The 24,876-nt window shown below is 45.7% G+C and carries 19 protein-coding genes and 2 tRNA genes; 11 read left to right on the forward strand and 10 right to left on the reverse strand.

What is annotated here, in order from left to right:
• Positions 1 to 212 precede the first annotated feature (212 nt).
• The 10 genes from GY843_RS16380 (at position 213) to GY843_RS16425 (ending at position 13,411) form a co-directional block, all read left to right on the forward strand.
• Entirely contained in the window at positions 213 to 2,195 is a 1,983-nt protein-coding gene (locus GY843_RS16380) for a TonB-dependent receptor (protein ID WP_297311157.1), read from the forward strand.
• Positions 2,196 to 2,284: 89 nt separating this feature from the next.
• The gene (locus GY843_RS16385) at positions 2,285 to 2,797 is read left to right on the forward strand and encodes a YfiR family protein (RefSeq protein ID WP_297311158.1); all 513 of its coding nucleotides are present in this window, start codon (positions 2,285 to 2,287) and stop codon (positions 2,795 to 2,797) included.
• Entirely contained in the window at positions 2,798 to 4,864 is a 2,067-nt protein-coding gene (locus GY843_RS16390) for an EAL domain-containing protein (protein WP_297311160.1), read from the forward strand.
• A gap of 338 nt (positions 4,865 to 5,202) precedes the next feature.
• Positions 5,203 to 6,210: a MoxR family ATPase gene (locus tag GY843_RS16395; RefSeq protein ID WP_297311161.1), complete on the forward strand. Its 1,008-nt coding sequence runs from the start codon at positions 5,203 to 5,205 to the stop codon at positions 6,208 to 6,210.
• Between the two features lie 10 nt (positions 6,211 to 6,220).
• The gene (locus tag GY843_RS16400; RefSeq protein ID WP_297311163.1) at positions 6,221 to 7,162 is read left to right on the forward strand and encodes a DUF58 domain-containing protein; all 942 of its coding nucleotides are present in this window, start codon (positions 6,221 to 6,223) and stop codon (positions 7,160 to 7,162) included.
• Positions 7,162 to 7,635, forward strand: a complete 474-nt coding sequence (locus GY843_RS16405; RefSeq protein WP_297311165.1) for a DUF4381 domain-containing protein — start codon at positions 7,162 to 7,164, stop codon at positions 7,633 to 7,635. The genes GY843_RS16400 and GY843_RS16405 overlap by 1 nt, the downstream gene beginning before the upstream one ends.
• Positions 7,628 to 8,611: a VWA domain-containing protein gene (locus tag GY843_RS16410; protein WP_297311168.1), complete on the forward strand. Its 984-nt coding sequence runs from the start codon at positions 7,628 to 7,630 to the stop codon at positions 8,609 to 8,611. Before GY843_RS16405 ends, GY843_RS16410 begins: the two co-directional genes overlap by 8 nt.
• Positions 8,611 to 10,443 carry a VWA domain-containing protein gene (locus GY843_RS16415; RefSeq protein ID WP_297311169.1) on the forward strand — a complete coding sequence of 611 codons (1,833 nt, stop codon included), beginning with the start codon at positions 8,611 to 8,613 and terminating at the stop codon, positions 10,441 to 10,443. The genes GY843_RS16410 and GY843_RS16415 overlap by 1 nt, the downstream gene beginning before the upstream one ends.
• Positions 10,437 to 12,167: a BatD family protein gene (locus GY843_RS16420; protein ID WP_297311170.1), complete on the forward strand. Its 1,731-nt coding sequence runs from the start codon at positions 10,437 to 10,439 to the stop codon at positions 12,165 to 12,167. The genes GY843_RS16415 and GY843_RS16420 overlap by 7 nt, the downstream gene beginning before the upstream one ends.
• 146 nt (positions 12,168 to 12,313) lie before the next feature.
• A complete protein-coding gene (locus GY843_RS16425) occupies positions 12,314 to 13,411 on the forward strand; it encodes an acyltransferase (protein ID WP_297311171.1) in 1,098 nt (365 codons plus the stop codon).
• Positions 13,412 to 13,444: 33 nt separating this feature from the next.
• Here the strand turns inward: GY843_RS16425 and GY843_RS16430 are convergent, their stop codons facing one another.
• The 10 genes from GY843_RS16430 to GY843_RS16475 form a co-directional block, all read right to left on the reverse strand.
• A complete protein-coding gene (locus GY843_RS16430; RefSeq protein WP_297311172.1) occupies positions 13,445 to 14,857 on the reverse strand; it encodes a sulfotransferase in 1,413 nt (470 codons plus the stop codon).
• Positions 14,854 to 15,093, reverse strand: coding sequence for a hypothetical protein (locus GY843_RS16435; RefSeq protein ID WP_297311173.1), 240 nt, complete (start codon positions 15,091 to 15,093; stop codon positions 14,854 to 14,856). Before GY843_RS16435 ends, GY843_RS16430 begins: the two co-directional genes overlap by 4 nt.
• A 13-nt stretch (positions 15,094 to 15,106) precedes the next feature.
• On the reverse strand, positions 15,107 to 16,438 hold the full coding sequence (locus tag GY843_RS16440) for an arylsulfotransferase family protein (RefSeq protein ID WP_297311174.1): 1,332 nt from the start codon (positions 16,436 to 16,438) through the stop codon (positions 15,107 to 15,109).
• A gap of 393 nt (positions 16,439 to 16,831) precedes the next feature.
• Complete coding sequence (locus GY843_RS16445; protein ID WP_297311176.1) at positions 16,832 to 18,409, reverse strand: PAS domain-containing methyl-accepting chemotaxis protein; 1,578 nt, start codon at positions 18,407 to 18,409, stop codon at positions 16,832 to 16,834.
• Between the two features lie 895 nt (positions 18,410 to 19,304).
• Positions 19,305 to 19,380, reverse strand: a tRNA-Phe gene (locus GY843_RS16450).
• 62 nt (positions 19,381 to 19,442) lie between these two features.
• Positions 19,443 to 19,518, reverse strand: a tRNA-Phe gene (locus GY843_RS16455).
• 63 nt (positions 19,519 to 19,581) lie between these two features.
• Entirely contained in the window at positions 19,582 to 19,854 is a 273-nt protein-coding gene (locus GY843_RS16460; protein ID WP_297311178.1) for an oxidative damage protection protein, read from the reverse strand.
• A gap of 18 nt (positions 19,855 to 19,872) precedes the next feature.
• On the reverse strand, positions 19,873 to 20,922 hold the full coding sequence (mutY, locus tag GY843_RS16465; protein WP_297311180.1) for an A/G-specific adenine glycosylase: 1,050 nt from the start codon (positions 20,920 to 20,922) through the stop codon (positions 19,873 to 19,875).
• 6 nt (positions 20,923 to 20,928) lie between these two features.
• Positions 20,929 to 23,034 (reverse strand): AsmA family protein, encoded by a 2,106-nt coding sequence (locus tag GY843_RS16470; protein ID WP_297311182.1) that lies wholly within the window; start codon positions 23,032 to 23,034, stop codon positions 20,929 to 20,931.
• A gap of 134 nt (positions 23,035 to 23,168) precedes the next feature.
• Positions 23,169 to 24,074: a GGDEF domain-containing protein gene (locus GY843_RS16475; protein WP_297311184.1), complete on the reverse strand. Its 906-nt coding sequence runs from the start codon at positions 24,072 to 24,074 to the stop codon at positions 23,169 to 23,171.
• Between the two features lie 143 nt (positions 24,075 to 24,217).
• On the opposite strand from GY843_RS16475, the gene hisB reads away from it, so the two are divergent.
• Complete coding sequence (gene hisB / locus GY843_RS16480) at positions 24,218 to 24,811, forward strand: imidazoleglycerol-phosphate dehydratase HisB (RefSeq protein WP_297311186.1); 594 nt, start codon at positions 24,218 to 24,220, stop codon at positions 24,809 to 24,811.
• Positions 24,812 to 24,876: the final 65 nt, after the last annotated feature.

The following is a 24,876-nucleotide window of genomic DNA, read 5'->3' on the forward strand; positions in this document are numbered from 1 at the left end:
GGTGATGGGTATGGCTGATCTACAGCAATGGATTGTGCCAAATCAATTGTTTTTGCTACAAAAACGTAAGAGTATCTAGGAAGAACTGGTTTATTAATTCAATAATCGCTCTGTTTCATTCGGCTTAGACTTGAAAAAGTTATCCGGGGTTTTATAGGGCTAATCAGACCAGTACGTTTACCAAAAATAAAAACAATACAGGGTAATCGGGGATGCCTAACTACCAGACGCGGTGTTGTACAGCCGTTTTTGTATCTGCGTTGATATCTTCACAAGCGTACGCTGCAACAGTTGAAGATGATTTCACGCTGTTATCTTTAAAAGAATTGGTGGAACTGGATGTTTTCACCGCAGCCTCTCTACTTCCAACCCAGACTAAGAAAGCACCTGGTACGGTCTATAGCTTTCAGCGTAAGGATTTTGAACAGTTTGGTGTGCGTAGGCTGGACGACTTGTTGGCATTCGTGCCCGGGTTACAGCTCAATCAGTATCGAAAACGACATCGATCAATCTGGGCTAGAGGCCTGTTGGACCGATTCAACGATAAAATGGTGTTAATGGTTGATGGCGTCCGTGTTCAGCATCTTTACTATGGTCATTTCTCCTTAGGAGATAATCTTCCTCTTGAACTGATTGAAAAAGTCGAAGTTATTCTTGGACCAGCTTCCAGTTTATATGGTGCCAATGCCTTTGGCGGCATCATTTCTGTAACCACTCGTGAATTTTCTAACATAGATACACTGGAACTCACGGCTGAAACCGCTGACAACGCAAGGGGTAAGGGAACTGCTCTTTATAACTCGTCAGACCTACAGATCTTCGCCAGTGCTCTGGATCAGGATGCACCATTCCGGGAAGATCGAAAAAGCTTTATTGGGGGTGAAGTTCTGCAGCCTCTGGATGAAGAGTTTTATAATCTGCATATTAAAGCTCAACCCCTGCCAGGGCTGACCTTCAGTCTAATGTACAACAGATCCGAAACTCCGTTTCTGAGCATTCCATCTACTCAAGATGCTTTTGTTGATGAGGATTTCCTGTCGATCTCTTTGGCGTATGAGCGAGGGGATCTGCAAGAGGGACGTATTGAGGGCAAACTCTACTATCAGGATGATCAGACAAGAGAGTTTGAAATTGAGCAAAACACAAGGTTATTGGGGTATGAGGAGTATCAGGATGCAACGATGGCGGGTGCATCCCTCACCTGGCTTAAGGCATATGGTGAGCACACAGTAGCAGTCGGAGGCAGTTGGCAATATGAGAAAGCTGAACGAACTGACTTGGAACGCTTTTTCCACTTCAGCGATGGTTTTCTGGACCCAACAGAGAAGGGTAATCTTCTGAATGAACCAGGCATCAGTAATAATGACTGGGCTCTGTTTGTGCAAGATGTATGGCAAGTTGATCCTGAATTGAGTATTACGCTTGGTGGACGGTACGATAAGTTTGATTCCTTTGGTGGTTACTTTAACTATAGAGCTGCAGCGGTATATACCCCGGATGATCGCAATACATGGAAAGCGCAATACGGAACCGCTATTCGGACCCCAACTTTCCGTGAATATCTTAAAGTCCTTGAAGGAACAACCTTTGTACCACCCCAGGTGGATGCAGAGGAGATCAGATCTCTCGAACTGGGTTACCAGTACCAGTGGGACCAGGCCAATATCAGCCTGAATCTGTTCCATAATGAGCTGGAAAGCTATATTAGTGAGGTGCCGACACCCGACACAGCAGATGAGTATTTTGCCAATACCGATGGCACAGTCCGCATGCAGGGGGCTGAGGTTCTGCTAAATATGCGCCCTATGGATAAGCTAAACCTACGTTTGGCTCTGGCATATCTGAAGACGGATACTGAAACAGGTGAATTGCCGTACCTGGCGAGTTGGAGCAGCAGTTTTAAGCTGGATTACCAGTATCATTCTGATCATATGATTGGATTTAGTTTAGTCCACAACGACAATCGTGAGGATACGAATAGTAGTCCAGAAGATGATTCTGATGCGTTTGTGATTACTAATTTGTTTGCTTCAGGGCAGTTGAACGGTGGGCTGAGTTATCAGTTTGGTGTAGATAATCTCTTCGATGAGAGAGTGTACGATCCAGATTCTGGTTTCAGCTCTTGGAGATACAACAACGAACGCAGTGAACGGGAAATATGGTTCGGGCTGAAATGGAATAAGAACCTTTTATGATATTTCGCTGTTACCCCTCCTCTCTGTTGTCGGTATTAGGCGGTAGATGTTTTCAACTGGGCAAGCTTTTAATCTTGCTTGGTCTGATCATGTCTCCTTCCGCTTGGGCTGATAATAATGGAGATAAGGTCAATAAGGTCAAAGCTGCATTTATCTACAACATTGCCAAGTTTGTCCGTTGGCCTGACGCCTATCAAAACCAGGATCACCTGCAGATCTGTTTTTACCGTACCGATTTTCTAGGTAAAGGTTTTGACTCAATTGTTGGGCGTGATGTTCATGGTAAATCAGTAGTAAAAACCACCGTTCAGGATTTAACTCAGGTCGATGCCTGCAGTATTTTATTGATCAGTAATTTTGAACTACCTCACTATCTTAATGAATATGCAGACTCTCCCCCAGCTATCGGCTTACTTACAGTGGCAGATCTCACAGCTAGCACGAATCATGGTGAAAACAGATCTGGTGTGCTTTTAAGCTTGATCCGGCGTGGTTCTAGTATTGGGTTTGAAGTTAGTTTGCTGCAGGTAAGGGAACGTCAACTGCAGATGAGTTCGCAGCTGCTTAAATTGGCAAATATTCTGGATAAGGAGAAGCGGTAATTGCTGGCTGACAGTCTCCTTATTCGAAAAAAGCTGACTATTCTGTTGTTTATCAGCAGCTGTAGTGTTTTGTTGGTCGCAACTATTGGTTTTGCCGTAAGTGATTGGATTAACTCGCGTAACGTCTTGGTAAATCACTTACAGTCTCAGGCCAGCGTGGTGGGTAATAACAGTGTTTCTGCATTATTGTTCAATGATAGAGAATCTGCCACAGGGACACTGTCCTCTCTCAGGGAGGAGGTTAATATCGTGGCAGCCTACCTTTATGATGGAGATAAGGCTGAGTTTGCCAGCTTCAAAAGGCTGGACCATCTACCCTCAGCATCATGGCCAACAGACCGTAGTGGGTTAGTGGATGGCTTCCTGTATACGAAACACGAGATCCATTGGGAGAACGAACAACTGGGTTATGTTGTTCTTTATTCTGAGATGGAAAGCTGGCAGCAACAGCAGTTAGAGCGTGTTATGGCGTTGGCTTGGTTGTTTCTGGGCGCTCTTATCGTAGCCATATTTATTGCAAACACCGCACAAAGCGTCATTACGACACCCATTCTCAAGTTGGCGGATACGGTCAGGAATATCACCAGAACCCGTGACTATCAGCTGCGTGCGGATAAAGTTTCACATGATGAAATTGGGACTTTAGCGGATGATTTTAATGAGATGCTGCATCAAATACAGTCGAGAGACAGTGAGTTGCAGCAGGCGCGTGACCACCTTGAGGATAAGGTCCGAGAGCGAACAGATGAGCTGTACGAGTTAACCAAAAAACTGGAGCATCAAGCCTTCCATGATCCTCTGACAGGTCTGGCGAACAGAGCAATGCTGGATGAAAGTCTGCAGGGAGCGATTAACTTTGCTCAGCGGCAGGGTCAGCAGCTGTCATTGTTTTTCCTTGATCTGGACCGTTTTAAAGGTATTAACGATAGTTTAGGGCACGATGTCGGTGACAAACTGCTGATTAATCTGGGCCGGAAGCTGAAACAAAACCTTCGTAGCAGTGATACTCTGGTGCGTTTAGGGGGCGATGAATTTGCCGTATTGTTGCAGGATACTACACCCCGAGAGGCCGCAGATGTTGCGCAGAAACTTATAGAGGCAATAAGTGAACCGGTTGATGTAGATGGCTATAACCTTCAGGTCACCACTAGTATCGGCATCAGTGTTTATCCTGAAGATGGTAACACGGCCTCTGCAATTCTAAAGAATGCTGATACTGCTATGTATAGCTCAAAAGAGGCGGGTCGTAATCAGTTCAGTTTTTACGCCAGGGAAATGAACGAACGCACAGAGCGAAGGATGCGCCTGGAAAATAAACTGCGTACTGCAGTCAGACATAGTCACTTTGAAGTTTATTACCAGCCTAAATGGGACTGCCGATCTTTGAAACCGATCGGGCTTGAAGCTCTGATCCGTTGGAATGATGCTGAAGAGGGGTTTATTTCGCCCGCGGAGTTCATTCCTTTAGCAGAAGATTGTGGCCTGATCGGTATGATCGATCAGTGGGTTATGAAAACTGCGTGCAACGAGTTGTTGGAACTATACGATGGTAAACCGGAACTTCTTCTCTCTGTAAACTACTCCGCTGCGCACTTCCTTCGTAAAGATGTTTCCCAACAGGTTACGGAAATGCTTGCTGAAACCGGGTACCCTGCCGATAAGCTCGAACTGGAGATTACTGAAACTGTTATCGCTTCAGAAATGGAAGGTATTTACGAACAACTTGGTGAAATCCGTGAACTGGGAGTTGAAATATCAATTGATGATTTTGGTGTTGCGTATTCTTCTCTGAGTCGTTTAAAGCAGCTGCCTCTTAATACCTTAAAAATTGACCGCTCCTTTATTCAGGATATTGGGCAGGATGATGATGACGAAGTGATTGTTCGAACTATTATCGATATGGCTCATAACCTTAATCTAAAGGTAGTGGCGGAAGGGGTAGAGACGGAACATCAATACCAGTTTGTTAACCGATACGGCTGTGATGCGGTACAGGGTTTTCTGTTTGGTAAACCTCATCCTCTTACAGAGCTTAGAGATGTTTTATCGAAAGGTGATATTGCTTAGATTCTTGGGCTTTCTTTAGGAAGTTGAGAGAAACTCTGGAAGAACTCTTTGTCGTAATCTGGGCTTCGGCTTGTTTGGTTAACACCTCGAATCCATGAAAACAGTTCATAAAAAGCCCTTAAAGGCCTACTAAAATATTCCCTTTTCCTGCCTCGTATCAACGACCTAACAGGTTCCGTTTCTTTTAGGGAACTATCCCCGATACTTTATGCCCAAGTTGCTCACTCTTTAGGTGGGTAAAATTACATCTAGTGGCAGAGTTGAAAAGGGTCATGCCAACCGCATATAAATAGACATCTCATTCGATTGTACAAGATTAATAAAAACAGGAGCTTAGGATGACAGTAGAGGTCACTGCAGATTCGGCATCAAGTCAGTCATTGCAGAGTAAACTTATTGGTCTGTCAGAGGCTTTGAAACTTAAAGTAGTTGGCCAGGAAGCTTTGGTTGAGCATCTGCTAATTGCATTGCTTACCGATGGTCATGTTCTACTGGAGGGGCCTCCGGGACTAGCGAAAACCCGCACAGTTCATGCCTTAAGCGATCTATTAGAGGGGGTGTTTCATCGTGCCCAGTTTACGCCGGACCTTCTGCCAAGTGATATAACAGGTACCGAGATCTACAACACGCAAAAAGGCGAGTTTACTTTCCGCCAAGGGCCTCTGTTTTGTAACTTGTTATTAGCGGATGAGATCAACCGTGCGCCAGCAAAAGTGCAGTCTGCATTGTTAGAAGCGATGGCTGAACGTCAGGTCACCGTGGCAGGTAAGACCTATCCACTGTCTAAGTTCTTTATGGTGATGGCGACGCAAAACCCACTGGAGCAGGAAGGAACTTATCCCCTGCCCGAAGCACAGCTAGACCGTTTTATGCTGCATATCCGTGTGGATTATCCGGACCATGCCCAGGAGAAAGAGATCCTGCGTTTAGTGCGAGATGAGCACAATTCTGAGCTGGCTGGTGAGGAATCACAAATTAATGTGGCGCTGACCGAACAGGAATTATTCGAAGCACGTTCCGGCATTATGCAGGTCTATATGGCGGATAACCTTGAGGATTATATGATCGCACTCGTGATGGCGACACGTAATCCAGGAGCTTACGGTGATGACCTGAAAGATAGTCTGGTGTTCGGGGCGAGCCCGCGAGCAAGTATCGCTTTGGATCGAACCGTTCGTGCCAAAGCATGGCTGGCAGGTCGAGATTTTGTTACACCTGATGATATTCAGGAAATAGCGCCTAGTGTTTTACGGCATCGTATAGGCCTGAGTTATGTAGCAGAAGCACGGGGTCTGGATAAAGATAAATTGATCGCAGAGCTGATCAACCGCGTGGCGGTACCTTAGGGATCAATCTATGTTCTTAGGGGAAGCAAGCCCAAGGCCTGTACCATCCGCACGACATCTAATCAGTGTGGATGAACTTATCAGCTTAAGATTCTGGCCGCCTGCGCGACAGAATAGCCGTGAGCGTATGGCTATTCGCGAAGGTCATCATCTGAGCCATATCCGTGGCCGCGGTATGGAGTATGATGATGTCCGTGAATATCAGCCGGGTGATGATATCCGTCATCTGGACTGGCGCTTGATGGCGCGCACTGGTGAAGCGCATACCAAACTGTATCGGGAGGAGCGTGAGCGTCCGGTATTCCTGTTGTGTGATTTAAGGCACAGCATGCAGTTTGCTACCCGTGGGCACTTTAAGTCGGTATTAGCTGCTTATGCAAGCGCCATGGCCCTATGGACAACTTTGGCCAATGGCGACCGTGTTGGCGGTATGTTGTTGAGTGAACAACAAGAACAGCTGTTTAAGCCAAGTAATAGCCGCCAGCAGTTGATGCAGATGGTTACGGCACTTTCTCAAGGAGTTCAACCTTCAGAGCAACATCATTCTGAACAACACCATTCAGAACCTTCTCTGGCACAATCTTTAGCTCGCTTGGAGTCGATCCTGAGCAGCGGCAGTATTCTCTATATTTTCAGCGACTTTCATGATGTTGATTCAGAAACTGAATTACACCTGATGCGTTTGGCTCAGCGCTGTGAACTGAAATTAGTATTGATTTCAGATCCGCTGGAGCAACAACTACCCAGCAGTGGGAAGTCTTATCGTTTCAGTGGTTATGGACGTGAGCTGTTGATCTCTGCCAATCAGGCTCAGCAGCTAAAATATCGCGGCCAATTCCAACAGCGTTTGCAGCTGTTGCAGAACCTTCACAACTTGCGAGGTGTGGAGTTTGCGCACTGGAAAACTGACCAACACCCACTGTTCCAGTTTAATCCGCAGGAGAGCAACTGATGGATTTTACGCAGTTACCTCTTCGGCCAATGCAACAACCTGAGATGATAGGCTGGTGGCCCCTAGCCCCAGGTTGGTGGTTGTTAGCACTACTTACTCTCGTGTTACTGACAGTGATTGGTTGGTTGGCTTATAAGTGGTTAAAAGCGTTTAAGCAGGATCCGAAGCGTTGGGCACTACAGGAGCTTAAATCGATCCAGCTGCAGTATCAGGAACATCAGAATAAAAGACTTTTAGCAGAACAGTGTAATGCGCTGTTAAAGCGTTTGGCGTTAACCCTCTATCCGCGTCAAGAGGTGGCCGCTCTTAATGGAAATACCTGGATAGATTTTCTTCTCAAGCAAAGCAACTTGGAGCCTCTGGCGGTTTTGGCTGAAGCGCCTTATAAAGCATCTCCTGATTTCGATGCTGAAGCCTTGCTCGAAGCATGCAAGCGTTGGCTGAGTGATGTAAGAGGGCCTGCACATGTTTGAGTTTGCATGGTGGTGGTTGTGGATATTGTTACCTCTTCCTTGGTTGGTGCGCCATTTTTCTAAACCTTCTGCAGATCAGGGTGGTGCCGCGCTGCAGGTGCCGTTTCTTGAGCAGATGGAGCAAGCGGTAGGGTATCAGCAGGGTGCTTCACTTCAGCAATCCTCCCGTTCGCGACTTATTTTGCTTTATGTGATTTGGGGATTACTGATCGGTTCTGTAGCTAAACCACAATGGTTGGGTGAGCCGATACCGCAACAGCTGAAAGGTCGTGATCTGATGATGGCTGTGGATCTGTCAGAAAGTATGCTGGAGCAGGATTTTGAGGTAAATGGTCGCTGGGTCAGTCGTTTAGCTGCAACACGACTAGTGGCAGGTGATTTTATTCAACGCCGTGAGGGTGACCGGGTGGGTCTGATTCTCTTTGCTGAACAGGCTTATCAACAGGCCCCTCTGACCCATGACCGGGATACGGTCAAAACCCTGTTAGATGAAGCGCAGGTAGGTTTGGCTGGTAAGGCGACGGCGATTGGTGATGCGATAGGTTTGGCTGTTAAGCGCTTTAAGCAGATGGAGAATGAGCAGCGTATCCTGATTCTGATAACCGATGGTCGTAACACTGCGGGTGTATTGAAACCGTTACAGGCGGTAGAGCTGGCTAAAGCCGAAGGGTTAAAAATCTACACCATTGGTGTAGGTGGTGGCAGCCAGGGTGGTTTGCTGGGCTCTTTCCTGACTCAAGGCTCAGATCTGGATGAGAAAACCCTCACCACTATTGCAGAGGAAACCGGCGGTCGTTTCTTCCGCGCTTTTGATCTGGATGAACTAGCAGAGATCTATGCTCTGCTGGATGAACTGGAACCGGTTGAACAGGATTCTGAGTTTTTCCGCCCGATAGATCCTCTATTTCAATGGCCTCTTTACGCGGCTTTTGTATTGGCTTTGGTTCTGGCTGTAAGTATGAGAGGTCGTAACTGATGTTATCTGATCTTCAACTACAACAGCCCCTTTGGTTACTGGTTATGCCGGTAGCTCTCTTACTGACTTTATGGCTGCAAAAGCGCAGTACAGATGCACAGGACTGGTCAGAGGTATGCGACCCTGAACTGCTGCCTCTGTTAAAGCAGCAAGGGGCACAAAATCTGAAACGCAGATGGTTACCTTGGAGCCTGTTTATAGCGGTGCTTTTGCTTGCACTAGCGGCAACACAACCTGTTTGGCAGAAGCAACCCCAGCCGGTGTTTAAGCAAAGTGATGCGTTGGTGATTGCGCTGGATTTGTCTGCTTCTATGAATGCGATGGATCTGAAACCAAGTCGCTTACAGCGGGCAAACTTTAAAATTAAGGACCTGCTCAACAAACTGCCGGATACGGAAATAGCCCTGATTGTCTATGCGGGAGATGCTTTCGCCGTGACGCCGCTTACTGAGGATAGTGACACTATCCTTGCTGCGTTACCCGCGATGACTCCGGATATTATGCCCGTGCAAGGGAGCCGTGCTGATAGGGCTTTGGTTTTAGCTGATCAAATGTTAGCTCAAGCTAATATCCAAGGCGGTAATATCCTACTGGTCAGTGATGAGGTCTCTCCAGCTCAAGTCGCTGCAGATGCAAGTCGGATTCGCTCTCAAGGTCGGCGTATATCTATTCTTGCAGTAGGCACTGCTACAGGTGCGCCCGTACCCACAGACTATGGCCTGTTAAAAGATCAGCAAGGGCAACAGGTGATTGCTAAAACTGATATATCGCTCATGCAGGAGGCCGCGGGTTTAGGTGGAGGTCAGGCGCAGCTCATTCGTGTTGATGACCTGGATATAGATTATCTGATAGCGGGTTTGCAGTCTGGCGAAAATACCGTAGTTGATGTCGAGAAAGAGATTGAACGCTGGGTGGCGGAAGGTCCCTGGTTTGTCCTAATAGCGTTACCATTCCTGTTACCGTTGTTCCGCCGTGGCCTTTTCAATTTATTGTTACCTGGGGTGCTTATTGGGTCGGTAGGTGTGTCTCAACCCGCCCATGCGGATTGGTGGCAAGACCTGTGGAAAACTCGAAATCAGCAAGCAACAGACGTTTATCAACAGGGCGAGAAGGGCGCTGCCGCTGAGTTGTTCACAGACCCTCGTTGGAAACAGCTTTCCTATTATGAAAACGGAGAATATCAACAAGCACTGGAAAGCCTACCAAAGCCTGAAACCGCAAATGATTGGTATAACCATGGCAATACGTTAGCCAAGCTAGGAACGTTGGATAAAGCAGTTGAGGCTTACGATAAGGCATTATCTCAACAGCCTGATTTTGAAGATGCGGTTCATAACCGCAAGTTAGTTGAAGATCTGTTAAAGCAGCAAGAAGAAAAACAGCAACAAAAACAGGATCAACAGCAGCAACAGGGTGGCGATCAGAACCAGAAAGGCCAGTCTGATCAGCAGAAGAAAGAGGAAGAATCTGATCAGGAGTCTAAAGAGAATCAGAGTAATTCATCTGAGCAGTCATCCGATCAGCAGCAGGATCAAAAAGAGCAATCCTCCTCATCAGAGCAGCAACAATCTGAGCAACAGAAAGAGCAGCAAGCACAGCAGATGGCTGAGCAGTTAAAACAGCAACTGGATGAGAAATTACAGAATACAGAAAAGCCGGAACAGATGAGTTCTAGTCCAGAGCAAGAGAAACCTCTGGACGAGGCTGAGCAATCGAATCAGCAAATGTTAAACCGAATTGAAGATGATCCCGCGGGTCTGTGGCGACGCAAATTTATCTATCAGTATCGTCAGCGTTCAGAGCAGCAAGCAGGTGAGGATAAGTTATGGTAAATGGGATTAAGGTATTCACTGCGGCAATCTTTTTGCTCTTGAGTCAGCTGGTGATGGCTGCGATCAGTAGTGAGATTGATCGTAATAGAATAGAGCAGGGGCAGTCGTTCCGTTTGATCCTAAATATCTCTGCGAATGAGGCTAGTCAGGTAGATCTGGAGCCCCTACACAAAGATTTTCAGATTCTGGGCCGTAGCCACCAGTCCAGTACTAATTTTCAAAATGGGTCATTAACGAGCAGCACAAAGCTGGTGCTAACTCTGTTTCCTAAACGGCCGGGTAAGCTCACTGTACCTGCTTTGGAGTTAGAGGGTGAGAAGAGCCAGGAACACACCGTCGAGGTGATAGAGGTGAAGCAGCCCTCTGCTGTTGATGGCGGGGTGGAGTTCCTTTCATCATTGTCTGATAAAACACCCATTGTACAGCAACCAATTGTTTACCAGGCTAGCTTAGTACTGGGGCAAAAGATATATGACGCCGGCATTCAAGAACCTCAGGTAAGAGAGGGAAAAGCGCTGATTGAACCTATCGGTGAGCAGCGCCAGTATCAGCAAGAGTTAAATGGTCGTCCGGTGTTGGTAATTGAGCAGGCGTGGTTGATTACACCGCAGCAAAGCGGAACTTTGAAAATTGATGGTGCGCGTTTGAGTGCCCAAGTGCCTGATAGAAGTCAAAATGCTGATCCCTACCGGCGTTTTAATAGCAGAGCGATGCGTAGAATTTTTGTGCCTGCTGATGACTATGAAATTGAGGTTCAAACTATACCTCAAGCCTTTACAGGTGCTCATTGGCTCACAGCAACAGAGATGCAATTAAGCGATACGTTTGATCAGGAGAGTGGTAGCTGGAAACAGGGAGAGCCGGCTACTCGCACACTAACTTTAGAAGCGATAGGTGTGCAGAAAGAGCAGCTGCCAGAGTTAGTTTTGCCTGAGGTGGCAGGTATTAAACAGTATGCAACTAAACCGCAGATAGAGCAGCGCTTTGTCGATGGTGAGTTGCAGCTTATTATGACTCAAGAGATAACCCTTATCCCGGAAGTGGCTGGCAAAGTGACACTGCCAGCAATTACGTTGGATTGGTGGAATAGTAAAACCAGTAAGCAAGAAATGACTTCCCTAGCTGCTACTGAGATAAATATTGCGCAGGGAGCAGCAATGGCAAATCCCGTTGCGCCTCAAGTAACATCGCCTGTGCCCGCGCCTGCGCCTTTGCATCATAAAACCACTGCCCAGTCAGTAGGAAGCAATCAGCAGACTTTAATAGCGCCTACTGTTTCTCATGCGAACACTTCTTCATCCTGGTTGATGTTAGGTCTGGGTGTCTTCATTGGCGCTTTTGGTGCTTTTCTAATGATGACTCTATGGCAGCGAAAGCGGTTACAGCCACAAGCTGAAAATCCAGAATGCTCAGCCAAACAGCCAGCATATGATCTGAAGAAACTGAAGACACTATGCTTTGAAAATAATGCTCGAGAAGCGCGTGCTCAGCTCCTTTCTTGGGCTCAGCAAAACTATCCGGGTTGCAGACACTTGAATGACTTAGCTGAGAGAGTGAGCGCGGAGTTCAAATATGAAATCGAATTTCTCAATCGTAGCTGCTTCGCAAATGAGACCTGCACATGGGATGGAAAAGGGTTGTGGAAGCAGGTTGAGGTCTTAGAAAAGAATCCTGTTCCCCAAGGATCTAAAGGTAGACAGTTAGCACCGCTCTATATTGGCTAACGGTTTAGTCTGAGGGCAAGTTTCAACGGGAATACTGTCCGCTAACTCCGAAGGTTGAGTTCTAGAACGGCTATTTGTCCTGACTTATGCGAGAATAGCCACTTTTTCAGAAGAACAGTGCGGCTTTACTAAGGAAACAATGGGCAATGAGATCCTCAAACATCACCTATGAGCCTCGGCTAGATCATTTACGCTTTTTGGCTGCAACTCTTGTCTTTTTATTTCACGTTTATCACTTCTTTTACGTAGGGACAAAAAACCTGCAAGAGCCGGAATGGATTGGTCTTATTGCTGAAGGCCATACAGGTGTTAGCTTATTCTTTGTTTTGTCCGGCTTTATTTTTATGAAAATCGCTCTGCAGAGCGAATCCATAGAATACGGCCGATTTATGCGAAATCGTTTCTTACGTATCGCACCTTTGTTCCTAGTCTTCTTTTTTATCGCTATTTCGGTCGGGCGTAACGAGTTCAAAGGGTATTATATTTTTTATACCCTGTTTTCAAACTTGGGAGAGGCACCTACTTCAGGAACTTTTATAACTGGTGCCGCTTGGACAATATCTGTTGAGTTTACTTTTTATCTGATATTTCCATTTTTGGCAGTGTTTATGAAAGAGAGAGGAGCGCTGTACGTTCTTAAACTTCTGCTCCTGATACTGATGATCAAATTGGCAAGTTTCAATGTCAGCGAAAACTCTAACCATATGTTTTACAGTACCTTGGTTGGCAGGATTGACCAATTCATCATAGGGATGTTATTCGCCTATATTTATTCTGAATATCATAAGACGTTAAAGACTAAGGGAATGTTTCTTTTCGTAGCGGCGGCGTGTGTTGTTTATCTCAACAGCTACATTCAAGCCAAGTATGCGAGCTATTTTCTCGATGACCCTAAGCAGGTGTTTTGGATCACCTGGTCGCTTCAAGAAGCAATAGGCTGGGGCATGTTTATACTGGGTTATATGCTAATGCCTTACAAAATTCCAAATCTGCTCGACAAATTTATGTGCCGAATAGGTGAGGTTAGCTACTCTTTCTATCTGTTCCACGGCATGGTTATCTATCTATTCTCAACTTACGTTGGCGTCATCGAGCCGTTTTCATTTGATTTGATCAATATTGCCATTAATACCAGCGTGATTTTTTGTGCTGTTTGGTTTGTCGCGACTCTGAGTTATCAAACTATTGAGCAGCCATTCTTAGCAATGCGTAAGCGTTACACCACACCTTCAACTTCTAGTTGAGAAGTGACAGTCAGCAAAACTGATCAGATACCTTTAAGCTAGCTTTTGCTTAAAGGTATCGTTTAGTTGGAAGTAGATCTCTTCCGCTTTCTTTAAGAGCTCGGAATCTACGGCCATTTCTGTAGGTGCGGAGGAAAGCGATAGTTCAGGATAAGTTGAAGTAACAAGGCTTAGCTTGTTCAGTAGTTGTGGCCAATAAATCTCGGTCTCTTCACAGAGTAATTCATAACTTATTGGCAAGATTGACTCATGCTGGTCAGATATTTCAAGAATATAACTATAAACAGCAATCCACTCTTCTAACCAGTAGTTCAGATCTTCCTTGTCTTCATAACTGAAGGCAACTCCTTCGGGATTCATGCGTTTCTTATCTATGCCAAATTCGTTGTGTGAGAGCCATTTCATATATTTTCTAACGAAAGGATCTTTAGCCTGGGAACTGCATAGAAAGCTATGTTGTCGTTTTAGTGATAAGGCTTGTTGAATGGGAGAACGGAATGGTACGAGAAAAGCAGAACTATTGAAGTGGGATGCCAGAGCTTCCAAGCGTAAAGTATTATTATTGTTTTTTGATAGATAGCGTTCATTTTTGTGGCAGAGCTTAATCAATGCTATATATTCAGCGAAACTCTGTAGAGTAGAAGTCTCCACTCTATCTTTAGTTAGGACCAGCTTTTCTTCATTGTTATCACTGTTGAAGGTGCGCCAGTATACTTCTTCAAGAGCCTCAGGCGAGTCATAATCCTCCAGAATTCCGTCGCCATGATAGCGCTCTTTAAGCTCACCTTTTTCGGTTTTTCCGCGTAATTTCTGCCAGAGGTTTGGTGCTAAAACGAAGGGCATATCGTTATAGGTAAGCGATGAAAACTGACCCGAACTATAAATTTCCCTCATCAATATAGTCGTGCCTGCCCTGGCTAGACCAGAAACAAATACATGCCGTTGATCTTGTTGTTCGGTGATCTGTTTCTTATTGGAAGTAGATTCTATTTCAAACAGCAACTGGCCAATAGCTGGGTGCGATAAAACGAGTTGGTGCAGTAACTTGCTGGCAGAGGAGTAACCTTGTGTTGCGGGCTGCTTACCGAAGTAGGTCAGAGAGGCAAAGGTGATTAGAGCTGATAGAGTAGAAACGGTTATCCCTTCCAAGGTCAGACTCTTTGATACTAGATCAAAATCTGAGCTCTGAAAAAACAGAATCAAAGCCCCAAATGGAACAAAGAGAGTACAAAAGGCAGCAAGGAGTTTAAGGCTAGAGACAAGAATAATGATGGAGTATGAAGGTAGGCAGCGCTCCTTCCAATGGTCGCTGATCTTGCTACAGGTAATGACATGTACAGACTTTTTTATGCCAGTAACGATGTCTTTGAAAAAGCTACTATAAGGTGTCCACTGGAAAAACAAAACACCTAGGGCTGCAGCTATAGCTAAGAGCAGTAGGCTCACTGGTCGGCCTTACAGTCGCCATCATTGCCTGGGTTTTCTTCTTCAGTGTTTGCTTGTTTACGTTTTTTCAGATAACGCTTTAAGGGGTACCAAACAATAGCGAAAATCGCGATAAAAAGTGATGCGATAATCCCAAGGAATACACCAAAAGCACCAGCTCCCATTCCTGGGCCCAGGTAAGCCGATGCAGGTGTAGCTAGAAAAGTCAGCGCGATCAATAAATATAAACGAATCATCAGTTATAGAACTCTAGTTGCAATGTAAACCTTCTAGCCAAGTGAACTCTGATTCTTCTGCTGTAAGGTAACGGCTCCAGTGTAGGGCTCCGATTTTACCCTGTTTTAAGCTATGAACAAAACTCCATAACTTTCCGTCTTTATTTACGCGATGGATAAGACCTGCATTGGTTTCTTCAATGATGATATCACCATTATCTAAAACCCTATGTCGACCTTCGGTAATTGTGTTGATTTGATGTTCTTTTAGGGAAAGGTATTCACTGGTTTTACCGGTTGTTTGGTCGTATTTCCAAATGGTGTTAAACCCAGTGAACGAGTAGCTTGTATCCTTATTACGTATCATGTCGTTGCCGTAGATAGTGAAGATGCCATCACCTAGGTAATCTACGTCATGTTGGTTAAGCCAGGGACCAATTTCTAACCACACTATCTCATCAGTAGAAGGGCGATATACTAAAACCATGGAGAGGTTACGTACACTTAACATCAAGTCGCCCTTTTGGACAAAATTATCTGATTGGAAAATCACCTCAGCATCATTTAAATGGATGCGGTCCCGTTCCATCATGCCGAAACCATGAAGAAGATCTGCATATCCATGGCGTATCAGTAACTCGTAGATAGACCATTCCTGAAGGACTTCGCCGGTTGCAGATACTTTCGCTATTGCATCGTTACGCAGTGGGAAAGGTAATTTAATCTCGCTGGAAACTATTGGAACATAGAATCCACCACTTTCGGATGGCTCAATGGTATGGTGAAAATGCCTATCGGCTGACCACTGTAATTTTCCGCAAGAATCGATTTTTAAAAGGGGGCCTTCACCGCTTGTTATTACAATGCTTCCGTCTTCAAGTAAAAGCGGGTGTTGAGAGCGGAAATTAAACTTCTTACTTTGGTCATTTCTAAAGGAGGTCTGGTTCAACAGTTCATTCACTGGCGGAACCCACTCATGCAGGATCTTTTGTTCCGAAATGTCATACAGATAGACTGAGCTGACTGAATTCTCATCGCTATATGCAGATACCAGCAAGCTACCAGAATCCACTTGAGCATTGTCATAAACTTTAAAACCGCTGAACTCTTCGAAAGACATTAATTGCGGTTGCACGATCTCTTGAATGCTTTGTTCGGAAAAGAGCAGTTTGAAATATGGATCTGTGTGCTTGGCTAAGTCCTGAAGAGTATCACCTACTTTACCGCTATCGTTTCCGCCTGTTGCTTTATGCCATACAGCCCATGTAGAAAAGACCAGAAATGGTAGAAGGATCAAAACAAGCAGTAAGATAACCCATGCTTCAATTTTGATTGTTAGTAGCTTTTCAAAAGTATTCTTTTCCATTAGTAGTCCATTACATGCAATGAGTTACTTTATTAAGTGGTTAGGGTAAGAATTTGGGAAGAATTGTATCGATTTATTGATGAATACGCATTATGTCTTTTAAGGCTGAGCTGAGGTTATTCTGGTGAGCTCAAGGTCTACATAAGAATCAATTATAAACCCGCTTTCTATATCTGCGAGGTGTCTAGCAATCTTGCGGTGTTTACACCTCACACCTTCAAAGTTTGGAATATCGCTTTTGTGGATCAGATATGGCGAGGGAAGAGGTGGTCCGCCTGCATGCTGACACGCCAGTGTGCAGGACGGACAATCTTGCTTAATTATAAGGTAATTAGTTCTAGATTTCTGCTTAGTTGGGAGAGCTCCAGAAGATGGGATCTCATCTCAGTTAGCTTAGTGCTGTTTGGCCCAGAATTGAGCAGCCAATTCAGAGAACCCTGTGGAAATTTCCAGCATCTCGTTACTGGTATTCGAACTTGTTTCCACTGCCTCTAAGTTCTGTTCTGACATATCTCGGATACTGTAAACACTGCGACTGATCTCCTCGGCGACCGAGCTTTGCTGTTCAACTGCGGAGGCGATCTGCGTGTTCATATCATTAATCAGTTCAATCGAAGCATGAATCTCATCCAAGGATACAGCAGTCTGTTCGCTTTGGATGACACAGTCATCAGTACGTTGCTGACCAGATTGCATAACCTCAACCGCTTTGCTCGCACTGGATTGTAATCGTTCGATCATCTGACGAATTTCTTCAGTGGACGTCTGTGTTCTGCTTGCTAAGGAGCGAACCTCGTCAGCGACTACCGAAAAGCCTCGACCAGCATCCCCCGCTCGGGCTGCTTCAATTGCCGCATTTAAAGCCAGAAGATTGGTTTGATCTGCAATCTCTCCAATCACATTAAGTATTGTCGATATGTTGTTACTACTCTCTTTCACTTCAGAGATAACTTCGGCGGCTTGGGCGATCTCATTTTTTAACCTCTGGATAGACTGAACACTCGCATCAACCACCTTTTTGCCTTTTATCACCTCGTCGAAACCGCCTGATGCTGCAGAGGAGCTGTTCTGGGCATTGCCTGCAACTTCCTGAATGCTGGCAGACATCTGATTCACCGCTGCAGCTACCTGGTCTGTTTCTGCAAATTGTTTTCTAACGCCACTTTCAGATTGGCCTACAGCAGCACTTAAACCAGAGGCGCCCGTTGTTAAGGTCCCAGCAGAATCTGAAATCCTGCCAACTAAACCCGCCGTTTCCGACTCCAGCATTTTTATCGTTTGTAGTAACTGGCCAATATCATCATTGCGTCCGGTATAGATATATTTGGCTACAGGGTTGTTGGCGATTTTTTGTGAATGGCTGACTAGCTGTTTATAAGGATTAAAAAATACAAACGTGGTTGCTAGGCTAATGAACATTGCAATCAGATAATAAACAGCAACGGTGATCGGCTCGGGATTAGTCAGAAAAGCCACAACGGAAGCTATTAATGCGGGAATAAGAACAGCAAGTAAAACTTTATTCGGTAGACTCAAACCTGCTTTTACACAGCTAGGGATTTTTCCCTGCATTAATGAGGGGTAGATCTTTTCTGCCCGGTCAACATATTCCTGGGCTGGCTTGCGGCGAACAGACTGATATTCTGCGACAGCACCATTGCGCTCAATCGGGGTTACATAGGCATCAACCCAATAGTGATTCCCGTTCTTACAACGATTTTTAACAATTCCCATCCAGGAATTACCATCCTTTACGGTACTCCAGAGGTCATCAAAAGCTGCTGGGGGCATATCAGGGTGACGGACGATATTGTGGTTTTTACCTAAGAGTTCTTCCTGAGTGAAACCGCTGACCTTAATGAAGTCATCATTAACGTAAGTGACAGCTCCTTTCAGGTTCGTTGTTGAGAGGATGTTTAGAGAGCTACTGTAGTTCTCTTCTACTTGAGTAACCGGCAGATTTTTTTTCATGTTTGCGACTTGGGATTTATTTTTGTTTTTTTCGAATATACACATTTTTAGTGTGGTTGTATCCTTCTTTAGGATTATGTTTGATAAATCGAAAGCATCATATTTCTGGCCTTATTTTTCATTGAATTAAAATCTGCTTGCTCATTTGCCTGTTTGAAATCGCTGGAAGAAGACCTGTGGTACGGGGGATATATTTATGGGGAATGAGTTATAAGGTGGAATGATCTTAATTCCCTTTTGGGAAATTAAGCCCCTCCTTGGCGAGAGGGCTGCGCAAGCAGACTTGCTTGTTCAAAATGCTTCTTTGGGCGCATTTTGTCGAACCACAGTCGTGATTCTCATCCAGCCTCTGGGCACAAAAAAGCCCCGCTTATAGCAAGGCTTTAAAAAAGTGGTGCCCAGACGCGGAGCAATGACCGAAGGTCATTACAACATTACCGGTTAAGCAATGGCCCGAAGGCTAAGCGCAATGCACGAATAATCGAACGTGTTCTTTCCGCCCAGATAAATTTCAGGTAAAGAAAAGTCAAAATAATGATGGGGAGTTATTAAGCAGGAAAGTGGTGCCCAGACGCAGATCAATGCCGTAGGCATTCACACATCGGAGTGCAACGACGATAGCCCGAAGGGTGAGCGAAGCGAATAATCTAACTAGGTTCGATGACGCCTGAGAAATACAAACTTGCTAGGTACTTAACTCAAGAGAGAATCTAGAAGGGAATAAGTGGTACCCAGACGCGGAGCAATGACCGAAAGTCATTACAACATTGCCGGGTAGGCAATGGCCCGAAGGGTAAGCGCAATGCTCGAATAATCGAACGTGTTCGTTCCGCCCAGATAAATTTCAAGCAGAGATATGTTAAAAATAAGAATGGGGAATTACTAAGCAAGGAAGTGGTGCCCAGACGCGGAATCGAACCACGGACACGGGGATTTTCAATCCCCTGCTCTACCGACTGAGCTATCTGGGCATATGAGTACTTCCAGAGACAAAAAAGGCCTGCAATCATCTCTACAAGCCTTGGAAAGTAAGTGGTGCCCAGACGCGGAATCGAACCACGGACACGGGGATTTTCAATCCCCTGCTCTACCGACTGAGCTATCTGGGCAACTCAAGTGGCGCGTATTAAACCGTCTTCATTGAAAACTGTCAACCACTTGTTACAAAAAAACTATTTTGATGGTGGAACGTAGCCTTCAGCCTTTTCGTAATCGCCGCCATCCATGAATTTTTGCATTTCGGATTGCAGGAATTCACGGGTAGATGGGTCCATCATGCTGAGGTGTTTTTCGTTGATGATCATGGTCTGGTGATCAGTCCACTCTTTCCAAGCTTTTTTAGAAATTGTGTCGTAGATCTCCTGGCCTTTAGCACCTGGATATGGAGGACGATCCAGACCTTCCAGTTCCTCTTTGTACTTACGGCATAAAACGGTGCGGCTCATGTGTCTTGCTCCAAACTATCAAGAGTCAGCCAGTTGTTGCAGCAGTTTTTTTACTGGTGCTGCCAGGCCAACGTTTTCTGGTTGCTCTATGTTATACCAGAGCAACGGTTTTCCTTCCATGACAGAGTCTGTAGGGGTATTTACCCTGGCTTTGACTGGGGTTATATCCAGATGGAAGTGGCTGAAGGTGTGGCGCATTGGTTCCAGTGTCTGGATGCTATCTTCATCCAGTTCTAGTCCGGTTTCATTTAGTGTGTCACGTAGATCTGCAACCTGTGGAAAACTCCATAGACCTCCCCATAACCCTGTAGGTGGACGCTGATAGAGCAAGATTTCTTTTGGATTGCCTTGTTGCAGCATCAGCATATAGGTTTGTTTTACCGGGATGGTTTTCTTTGGTTTAGGGGCCGGTAGCTGATCGGTTTTACCTTGCTTCAGCGCTTCACAATTTTTCTGAAGAGGGCAGAGTAGGCAAGAGGGTTTACTTCGGGTGCAGAGCGTAGCCCCTAGATCCATCATCGCCTGGGTATATTCGCCTGTACGGTCACGAGGCGTGTTTTGTTCTGCATACCCCCAGAGCAGTTTCTGGTTCGCAGTGGTTCCTGGCCAACCTTCCAGTGCGTAGAAACGGGCCAGCACTCGCTTTACATTACCATCCAGTATTGGGGCCCACTTTCCTGTGCTGATAGACAATACTGCGCCAGCTGTTGAGCGGCCGATACCGGGTAAGGCCTCCAATTCGTCAACGGTTTCCGGGAACAAGCCGTGAAAATCTGAAGCGACTATTTGAGCTGTCTTGTGCAGATTACGGGCACGGGCGTAGTAGCCCAGACCGGTCCAGAGGTGCAGCACCTCATCCTGCTCGGCTTCTGCCAATGCTTCTACGTTAGGGAAGCGTTCCATAAAACGCTGGTAATAGGGGATCACAGTTGCAACCTGAGTTTGCTGCAACATAATCTCGGATATCCAGGTGTTATAGGCTGTTTTCTTTTCCTGCCAGGGCAGGTCATGACGGCCGTGCTGGTCAAACCATTCCAGCACGGCGTTGGAGAATTGCTCAGGTGTCATTTGCGGTTAGAACAGCCCTTTAAGTTTGTCGCCTAGTTTGCCTTTCAGCTTCTCTTCCACTTTCTTCTTCGCTTTCTCTTTAACCTGTTTCTTCATTGCGTTAGTAATGAAGCTGAAGTCAGGCTTACACAGCTCAGCTGGTGGAGTGTTGAAACTACCTTTACAGTCGATTGGAATCTCTACACCTTCCAGTTTATCCGGGAAGGAGCAGGTTTCTTTGAACAGGTTCTTCTCAACCATAAAGCCTAGACGGTAATCCAGAAGCTGTTTTGGCAGGTTGACAGTGCCTTTGCCGCTCAAGACCATCGCATCCAGTGCTGCTTTTAGGTCTTTATTACTGATAACACCGTTTTTGATATTTGCAGAAGCGCCCATATTGGCAAATGGCGTAGAGCGGTCAACTTCCTTGGTATTGATACCCAAAGAGCTAACATTGTTCATGCCTTGGCAAACCGTCTGAGCCATATCAATGCCATGCACCTCACCATCCTTCATATTCACATTTGCGGTACCGGTTACGCTGTTCACAAAGTCGTGAACCGAGTTGCCGCGTAGTGTCAGATTGGATTTTGAGTTGAATGTACCTGTTAACTGTTCAACCTGTGCAGCGGCCTTCAGCATATCGCCAATCTGAATTCCGCTGATGGTTTTGTTGGATTTTATGAGCGGTGTTTTGTTACGAACATCTACAGTTACGTTGTTACGTACCGAACCGCCATATAGGTCTGCATCGATTTTGCTAGCCTTGATCAGCCCGCCGTGAGCACTTACCTGCAATGCAATGTTGCTTACATCCATATTGGATACGTGCAGAGCTTTAAGACCTAGTTTTGCATCGAGTTCTAGTGCTTTTAGTGCCTCAACCGGGATAACCGGAGCTTTTGAATAACCTTGACCAGTAGTCGATGTGGCTTTCTCGGAAGAACCTTCCGTTGCAGGTGGCATATAACGATCAGCATCTATCTTGTCACCTTGCAGGTTTAGCGTGATCGCTCCGTTGGCCAGGTTAAAGCCTGCAGACCCGTTAAAGGTCGTATCATCAAGTTTAAGAGTGATCGCTTTTGCTGTAACTGTATTTGCAGGGCCTTCCAGAACGGTATTAAAGCTGATCGCTTTAAGTACGGCAGGATCAGTGGTTTTAACTTCTGCCTGACCAACAGCGGTCAGGAGTTTGTTCAATTCAAATGAGGCCACATCCAACTTACCGCTGATCTGCGGAGCTGCAAAATCTTTAACAGTTACGTTGCCGGTTGCATTCAGGTTAGCTACAGAGAATTTAAGATTATTCAGTTGAGCAGACTGGTTAGCCAGATCTGCCTCAATATCTGCTGCAGTTGCCAGCTCAAGAGATTTGCCACCGAATGGTTTGCCGCCAACGGTCAGGTTGCTGTCCAGACCTTTGATCTTGTACAGCTGGTTTTCCAGATCAAGAAAGAATTCAGCAGACAGTTTAGCGTTGGCTTTGATCTGTTCTTCACCTTTAACCGACTGCACTGCGTTAAAGCTAAGCTCGGCTGGGAAGAATGCATTGGTTACCACCTGACCGGAGGTCATGTTGAAGTCGTTCAGAGTGGCTTCAGTCTGAGTTGTCTTATCCTGATAGTTGATAAAACCGTTAGTGATCTGAATGCTGTCGATATCCAGAGCGATTGCGGCGCCGCCTGCTGCTTCACCCGCGTTTGCAGGTTTGCTTTCGGCTGCGGTTTTACCCTGATTGGTGCTTACTTCTGCAGCCCAGTTAGCAGAACCATCTTTCTCTTTAACCAGATTCAGTTTTAAACCATCAACGACAACGCTTTCCATCTCAACGTTGCCAGACATAAGTGCCGGTAGGCGAACAGATATACGAGCCTGATTGAGACTTGCAAGGTCAGCTTTGCCCGGGAATTTAACGTCAATCTTATTAACTTCCAGGCCTAACCAAGGAAAAACAGACCAGCCAATATCACCGTTGATTTTTAACTCAACCCCACCTTGATCCAGTGCTGCGGTTTCAATTTCTGGTTTGTATTCGTTCGGGTCAAAAAAAGCACCGAGAATAGCGCCGCCAGCAACAATGACCACAACAATCAGTGCGGCGAGCCCTGCGACGAGTTTCAGTAAACCTTTCATTAATTCTCTCCTTGGTAAGACTGAAAGATAAGAGGAAGCATAAACGGAATTGATGAAGTTTCAACGCTACAGGCTGAAGGGGGAATGAATATTTTGGCAATCTGTGAAAAAGTCTGGCAATTGTTACAGCTAAGCTAGTAACAGACCCGGTTTTTGCCTTGGTCTTTGGCGCGGTAAAGAGCTAGGTCAGCTTGTTTTAGCATCAGGTCGCGATCAGTGAACTCAAGATCAAGTTCACCTACACCAAAACTGGCGGTTACTCGCAGGGTTTCGGAGCTGGTTATCTGAACTTCGATTTGGGATAGCTTTTCTCTGTACCTCTCTGCAATAACGGCAGCATCTTCCAGCGAGGTTTCTGGAAGAATGATTAAAAACTCTTCTCCACCATACCTACAGAGTACATCATTCGCTCGTGAGTAACGGTTTAGGCACTCAGCAGCGGTTTTTAATATGATGTCACCAGTGTCGTGACCGTAGCCATCATTGATCGCTTTGAAATTATCCAGATCCAGTAGGATAGCGGAGATGGGGCGTTCTTTACGGGCGGCATCTTTGCACAAACGTTTAAGCTGTTTACGACCCTCTCGGCGGTTGTAGATGCCGGTTAGATCATCATAAGAGGCGAGGCGTTTGAGTTTGGCCTCCAGATTTTTCTGCTCGGTGATGTCTATGATTGCCCCGATTAAACCTGCCACTTCTCCTTTCTCATTCACAAATGTGGCTTTTTCAAATTTAACGTAGCGGGTTTCTTGCTTGGAGCGGTGTACAGGAGTTTCGTAAACTTGAACACCGGGATTGTCGATCAGTTCCTTATCTGAAGCATCAAAAATAGAGGCTGGAACTTTGTCGAACAGATCGTAGACCTGTTTACCTATAATCTCTTCGCGTTTTGCGCCGACATACTCTTCATAAGCTTTATTACAACCGAGATAGAATCCCTCCCGATCTTTGTAATAAATGGGAAAAGGCAAGGCATCAATCACCAATAACAGAGCCCGGTGATTGCCTTTAAGGAGTTGCTGAAGGCTTACTTCATCCATCGGCAAAGCTCTACGTGGAAATTAAGATTACTTAAAAGATAGTGCAGAGATGAGGGCTTTGCTTCTATTTGTATGCTGAAAAGTGCATGAATTTGGGGATGGTTGTATAATCGGCGCTCTGTTCAAACTAGCGGGAGATAACCATGGCGGAACGTACAGCCAAGGTAAGCCGAAATACATTGGAGACACAGATTACTGTGTCGGTAAATATTGATGGTACTGGCCAATTTAAGGCAGAAACCGGTGTGCCTTTCTTAGAGCACATGATGGAGCAGATCTCCCGTCACGGTCTGATCGATCTGGATATCCATGCGGTAGGTGACACACACATCGACGATCACCACACAGTGGAAGATATCGGTATTACTCTGGGTCAGGCATTCAAAGAAGCGGTAGGTGATCGTAAAGGCATCATGCGTTACGGCCACGCATATTGCCCATTGGATGAAGCGCTGTCTCGTGTGGTAATCGATTTCTCTGGCCGTCCGGGGTTGGAGATGGATGTGGAATTCACCCGTGCCAGTATTGGCAAGCTGGATACGCAACTGTTCTGGGAATTCTTCCAGGGTTTTGTGAACCACGCGGGCGTGACTTTGCACATCGATAATCTGAAAGGTTTTAACGCGCACCACCAGGCGGAAACAATCTTTAAAGCGTTTGGTCGTGCCCTGCGTTTTGCGTTGGAAATTGATGCGCGCGCAGCGGATGTAATGCCATCCACTAAGGGGTGTTTGTAAGTTATGTCGACTGTTGCAGTAATCGACTATGGCATGGGCAACCTACACTCGGTTGCCAAAGCACT

The organism is Neptuniibacter sp. (genome assembly GCF_024231755.1).
Classification (GTDB): Bacteria; Pseudomonadota; Gammaproteobacteria; order Pseudomonadales; family Balneatricaceae; genus Neptuniibacter.

What these genes read in the sequence shown, in the direction of transcription:
- GY843_RS16380 (WP_297311157.1), top strand. Translation starts at nt 213, where the DNA reads ATGCCTAACTACCAGACGCGGTGTTGTACAGCCGTTTTTGTATCTGCG.
- GY843_RS16385 (WP_297311158.1), top strand. Translation starts at nt 2,285, where the DNA reads ATGTCTCCTTCCGCTTGGGCTGATAATAATGGAGATAAGGTCAATAAG.
- GY843_RS16395 (WP_297311161.1), top strand. Translation starts at nt 5,203, where the DNA reads ATGACAGTAGAGGTCACTGCAGATTCGGCATCAAGTCAGTCATTGCAG.
- GY843_RS16400 (WP_297311163.1), top strand. Translation starts at nt 6,221, where the DNA reads ATGTTCTTAGGGGAAGCAAGCCCAAGGCCTGTACCATCCGCACGACAT.
- GY843_RS16405 (WP_297311165.1), top strand. Translation starts at nt 7,162, where the DNA reads ATGGATTTTACGCAGTTACCTCTTCGGCCAATGCAACAACCTGAGATG.
- GY843_RS16410 (WP_297311168.1), top strand. Translation starts at nt 7,628, where the DNA reads ATGTTTGAGTTTGCATGGTGGTGGTTGTGGATATTGTTACCTCTTCCT.
- GY843_RS16415 (WP_297311169.1), top strand. Translation starts at nt 8,611, where the DNA reads ATGTTATCTGATCTTCAACTACAACAGCCCCTTTGGTTACTGGTTATG.
- GY843_RS16420 (WP_297311170.1), top strand. Translation starts at nt 10,437, where the DNA reads ATGGTAAATGGGATTAAGGTATTCACTGCGGCAATCTTTTTGCTCTTG.
- GY843_RS16425 (WP_297311171.1), top strand. Translation starts at nt 12,314, where the DNA reads ATGAGATCCTCAAACATCACCTATGAGCCTCGGCTAGATCATTTACGC.
- GY843_RS16435 (WP_297311173.1), bottom strand. Translation starts at nt 15,093, where the DNA reads ATGATTCGTTTATATTTATTGATCGCGCTGACTTTTCTAGCTACACCT.
- GY843_RS16440 (WP_297311174.1), bottom strand. Translation starts at nt 16,438, where the DNA reads ATGGAAAAGAATACTTTTGAAAAGCTACTAACAATCAAAATTGAAGCA.
- GY843_RS16445 (WP_297311176.1), bottom strand. Translation starts at nt 18,409, where the DNA reads ATGAAAAAAAATCTGCCGGTTACTCAAGTAGAAGAGAACTACAGTAGC.
- GY843_RS16460 (WP_297311178.1), bottom strand. Translation starts at nt 19,854, where the DNA reads ATGAGCCGCACCGTTTTATGCCGTAAGTACAAAGAGGAACTGGAAGGT.
- mutY (WP_297311180.1), bottom strand. Translation starts at nt 20,922, where the DNA reads ATGACACCTGAGCAATTCTCCAACGCCGTGCTGGAATGGTTTGACCAG.
- GY843_RS16470 (WP_297311182.1), bottom strand. Translation starts at nt 23,034, where the DNA reads ATGAAAGGTTTACTGAAACTCGTCGCAGGGCTCGCCGCACTGATTGTT.
- GY843_RS16475 (WP_297311184.1), bottom strand. Translation starts at nt 24,074, where the DNA reads ATGGATGAAGTAAGCCTTCAGCAACTCCTTAAAGGCAATCACCGGGCT.
- hisB (WP_297311186.1), top strand. Translation starts at nt 24,218, where the DNA reads ATGGCGGAACGTACAGCCAAGGTAAGCCGAAATACATTGGAGACACAG.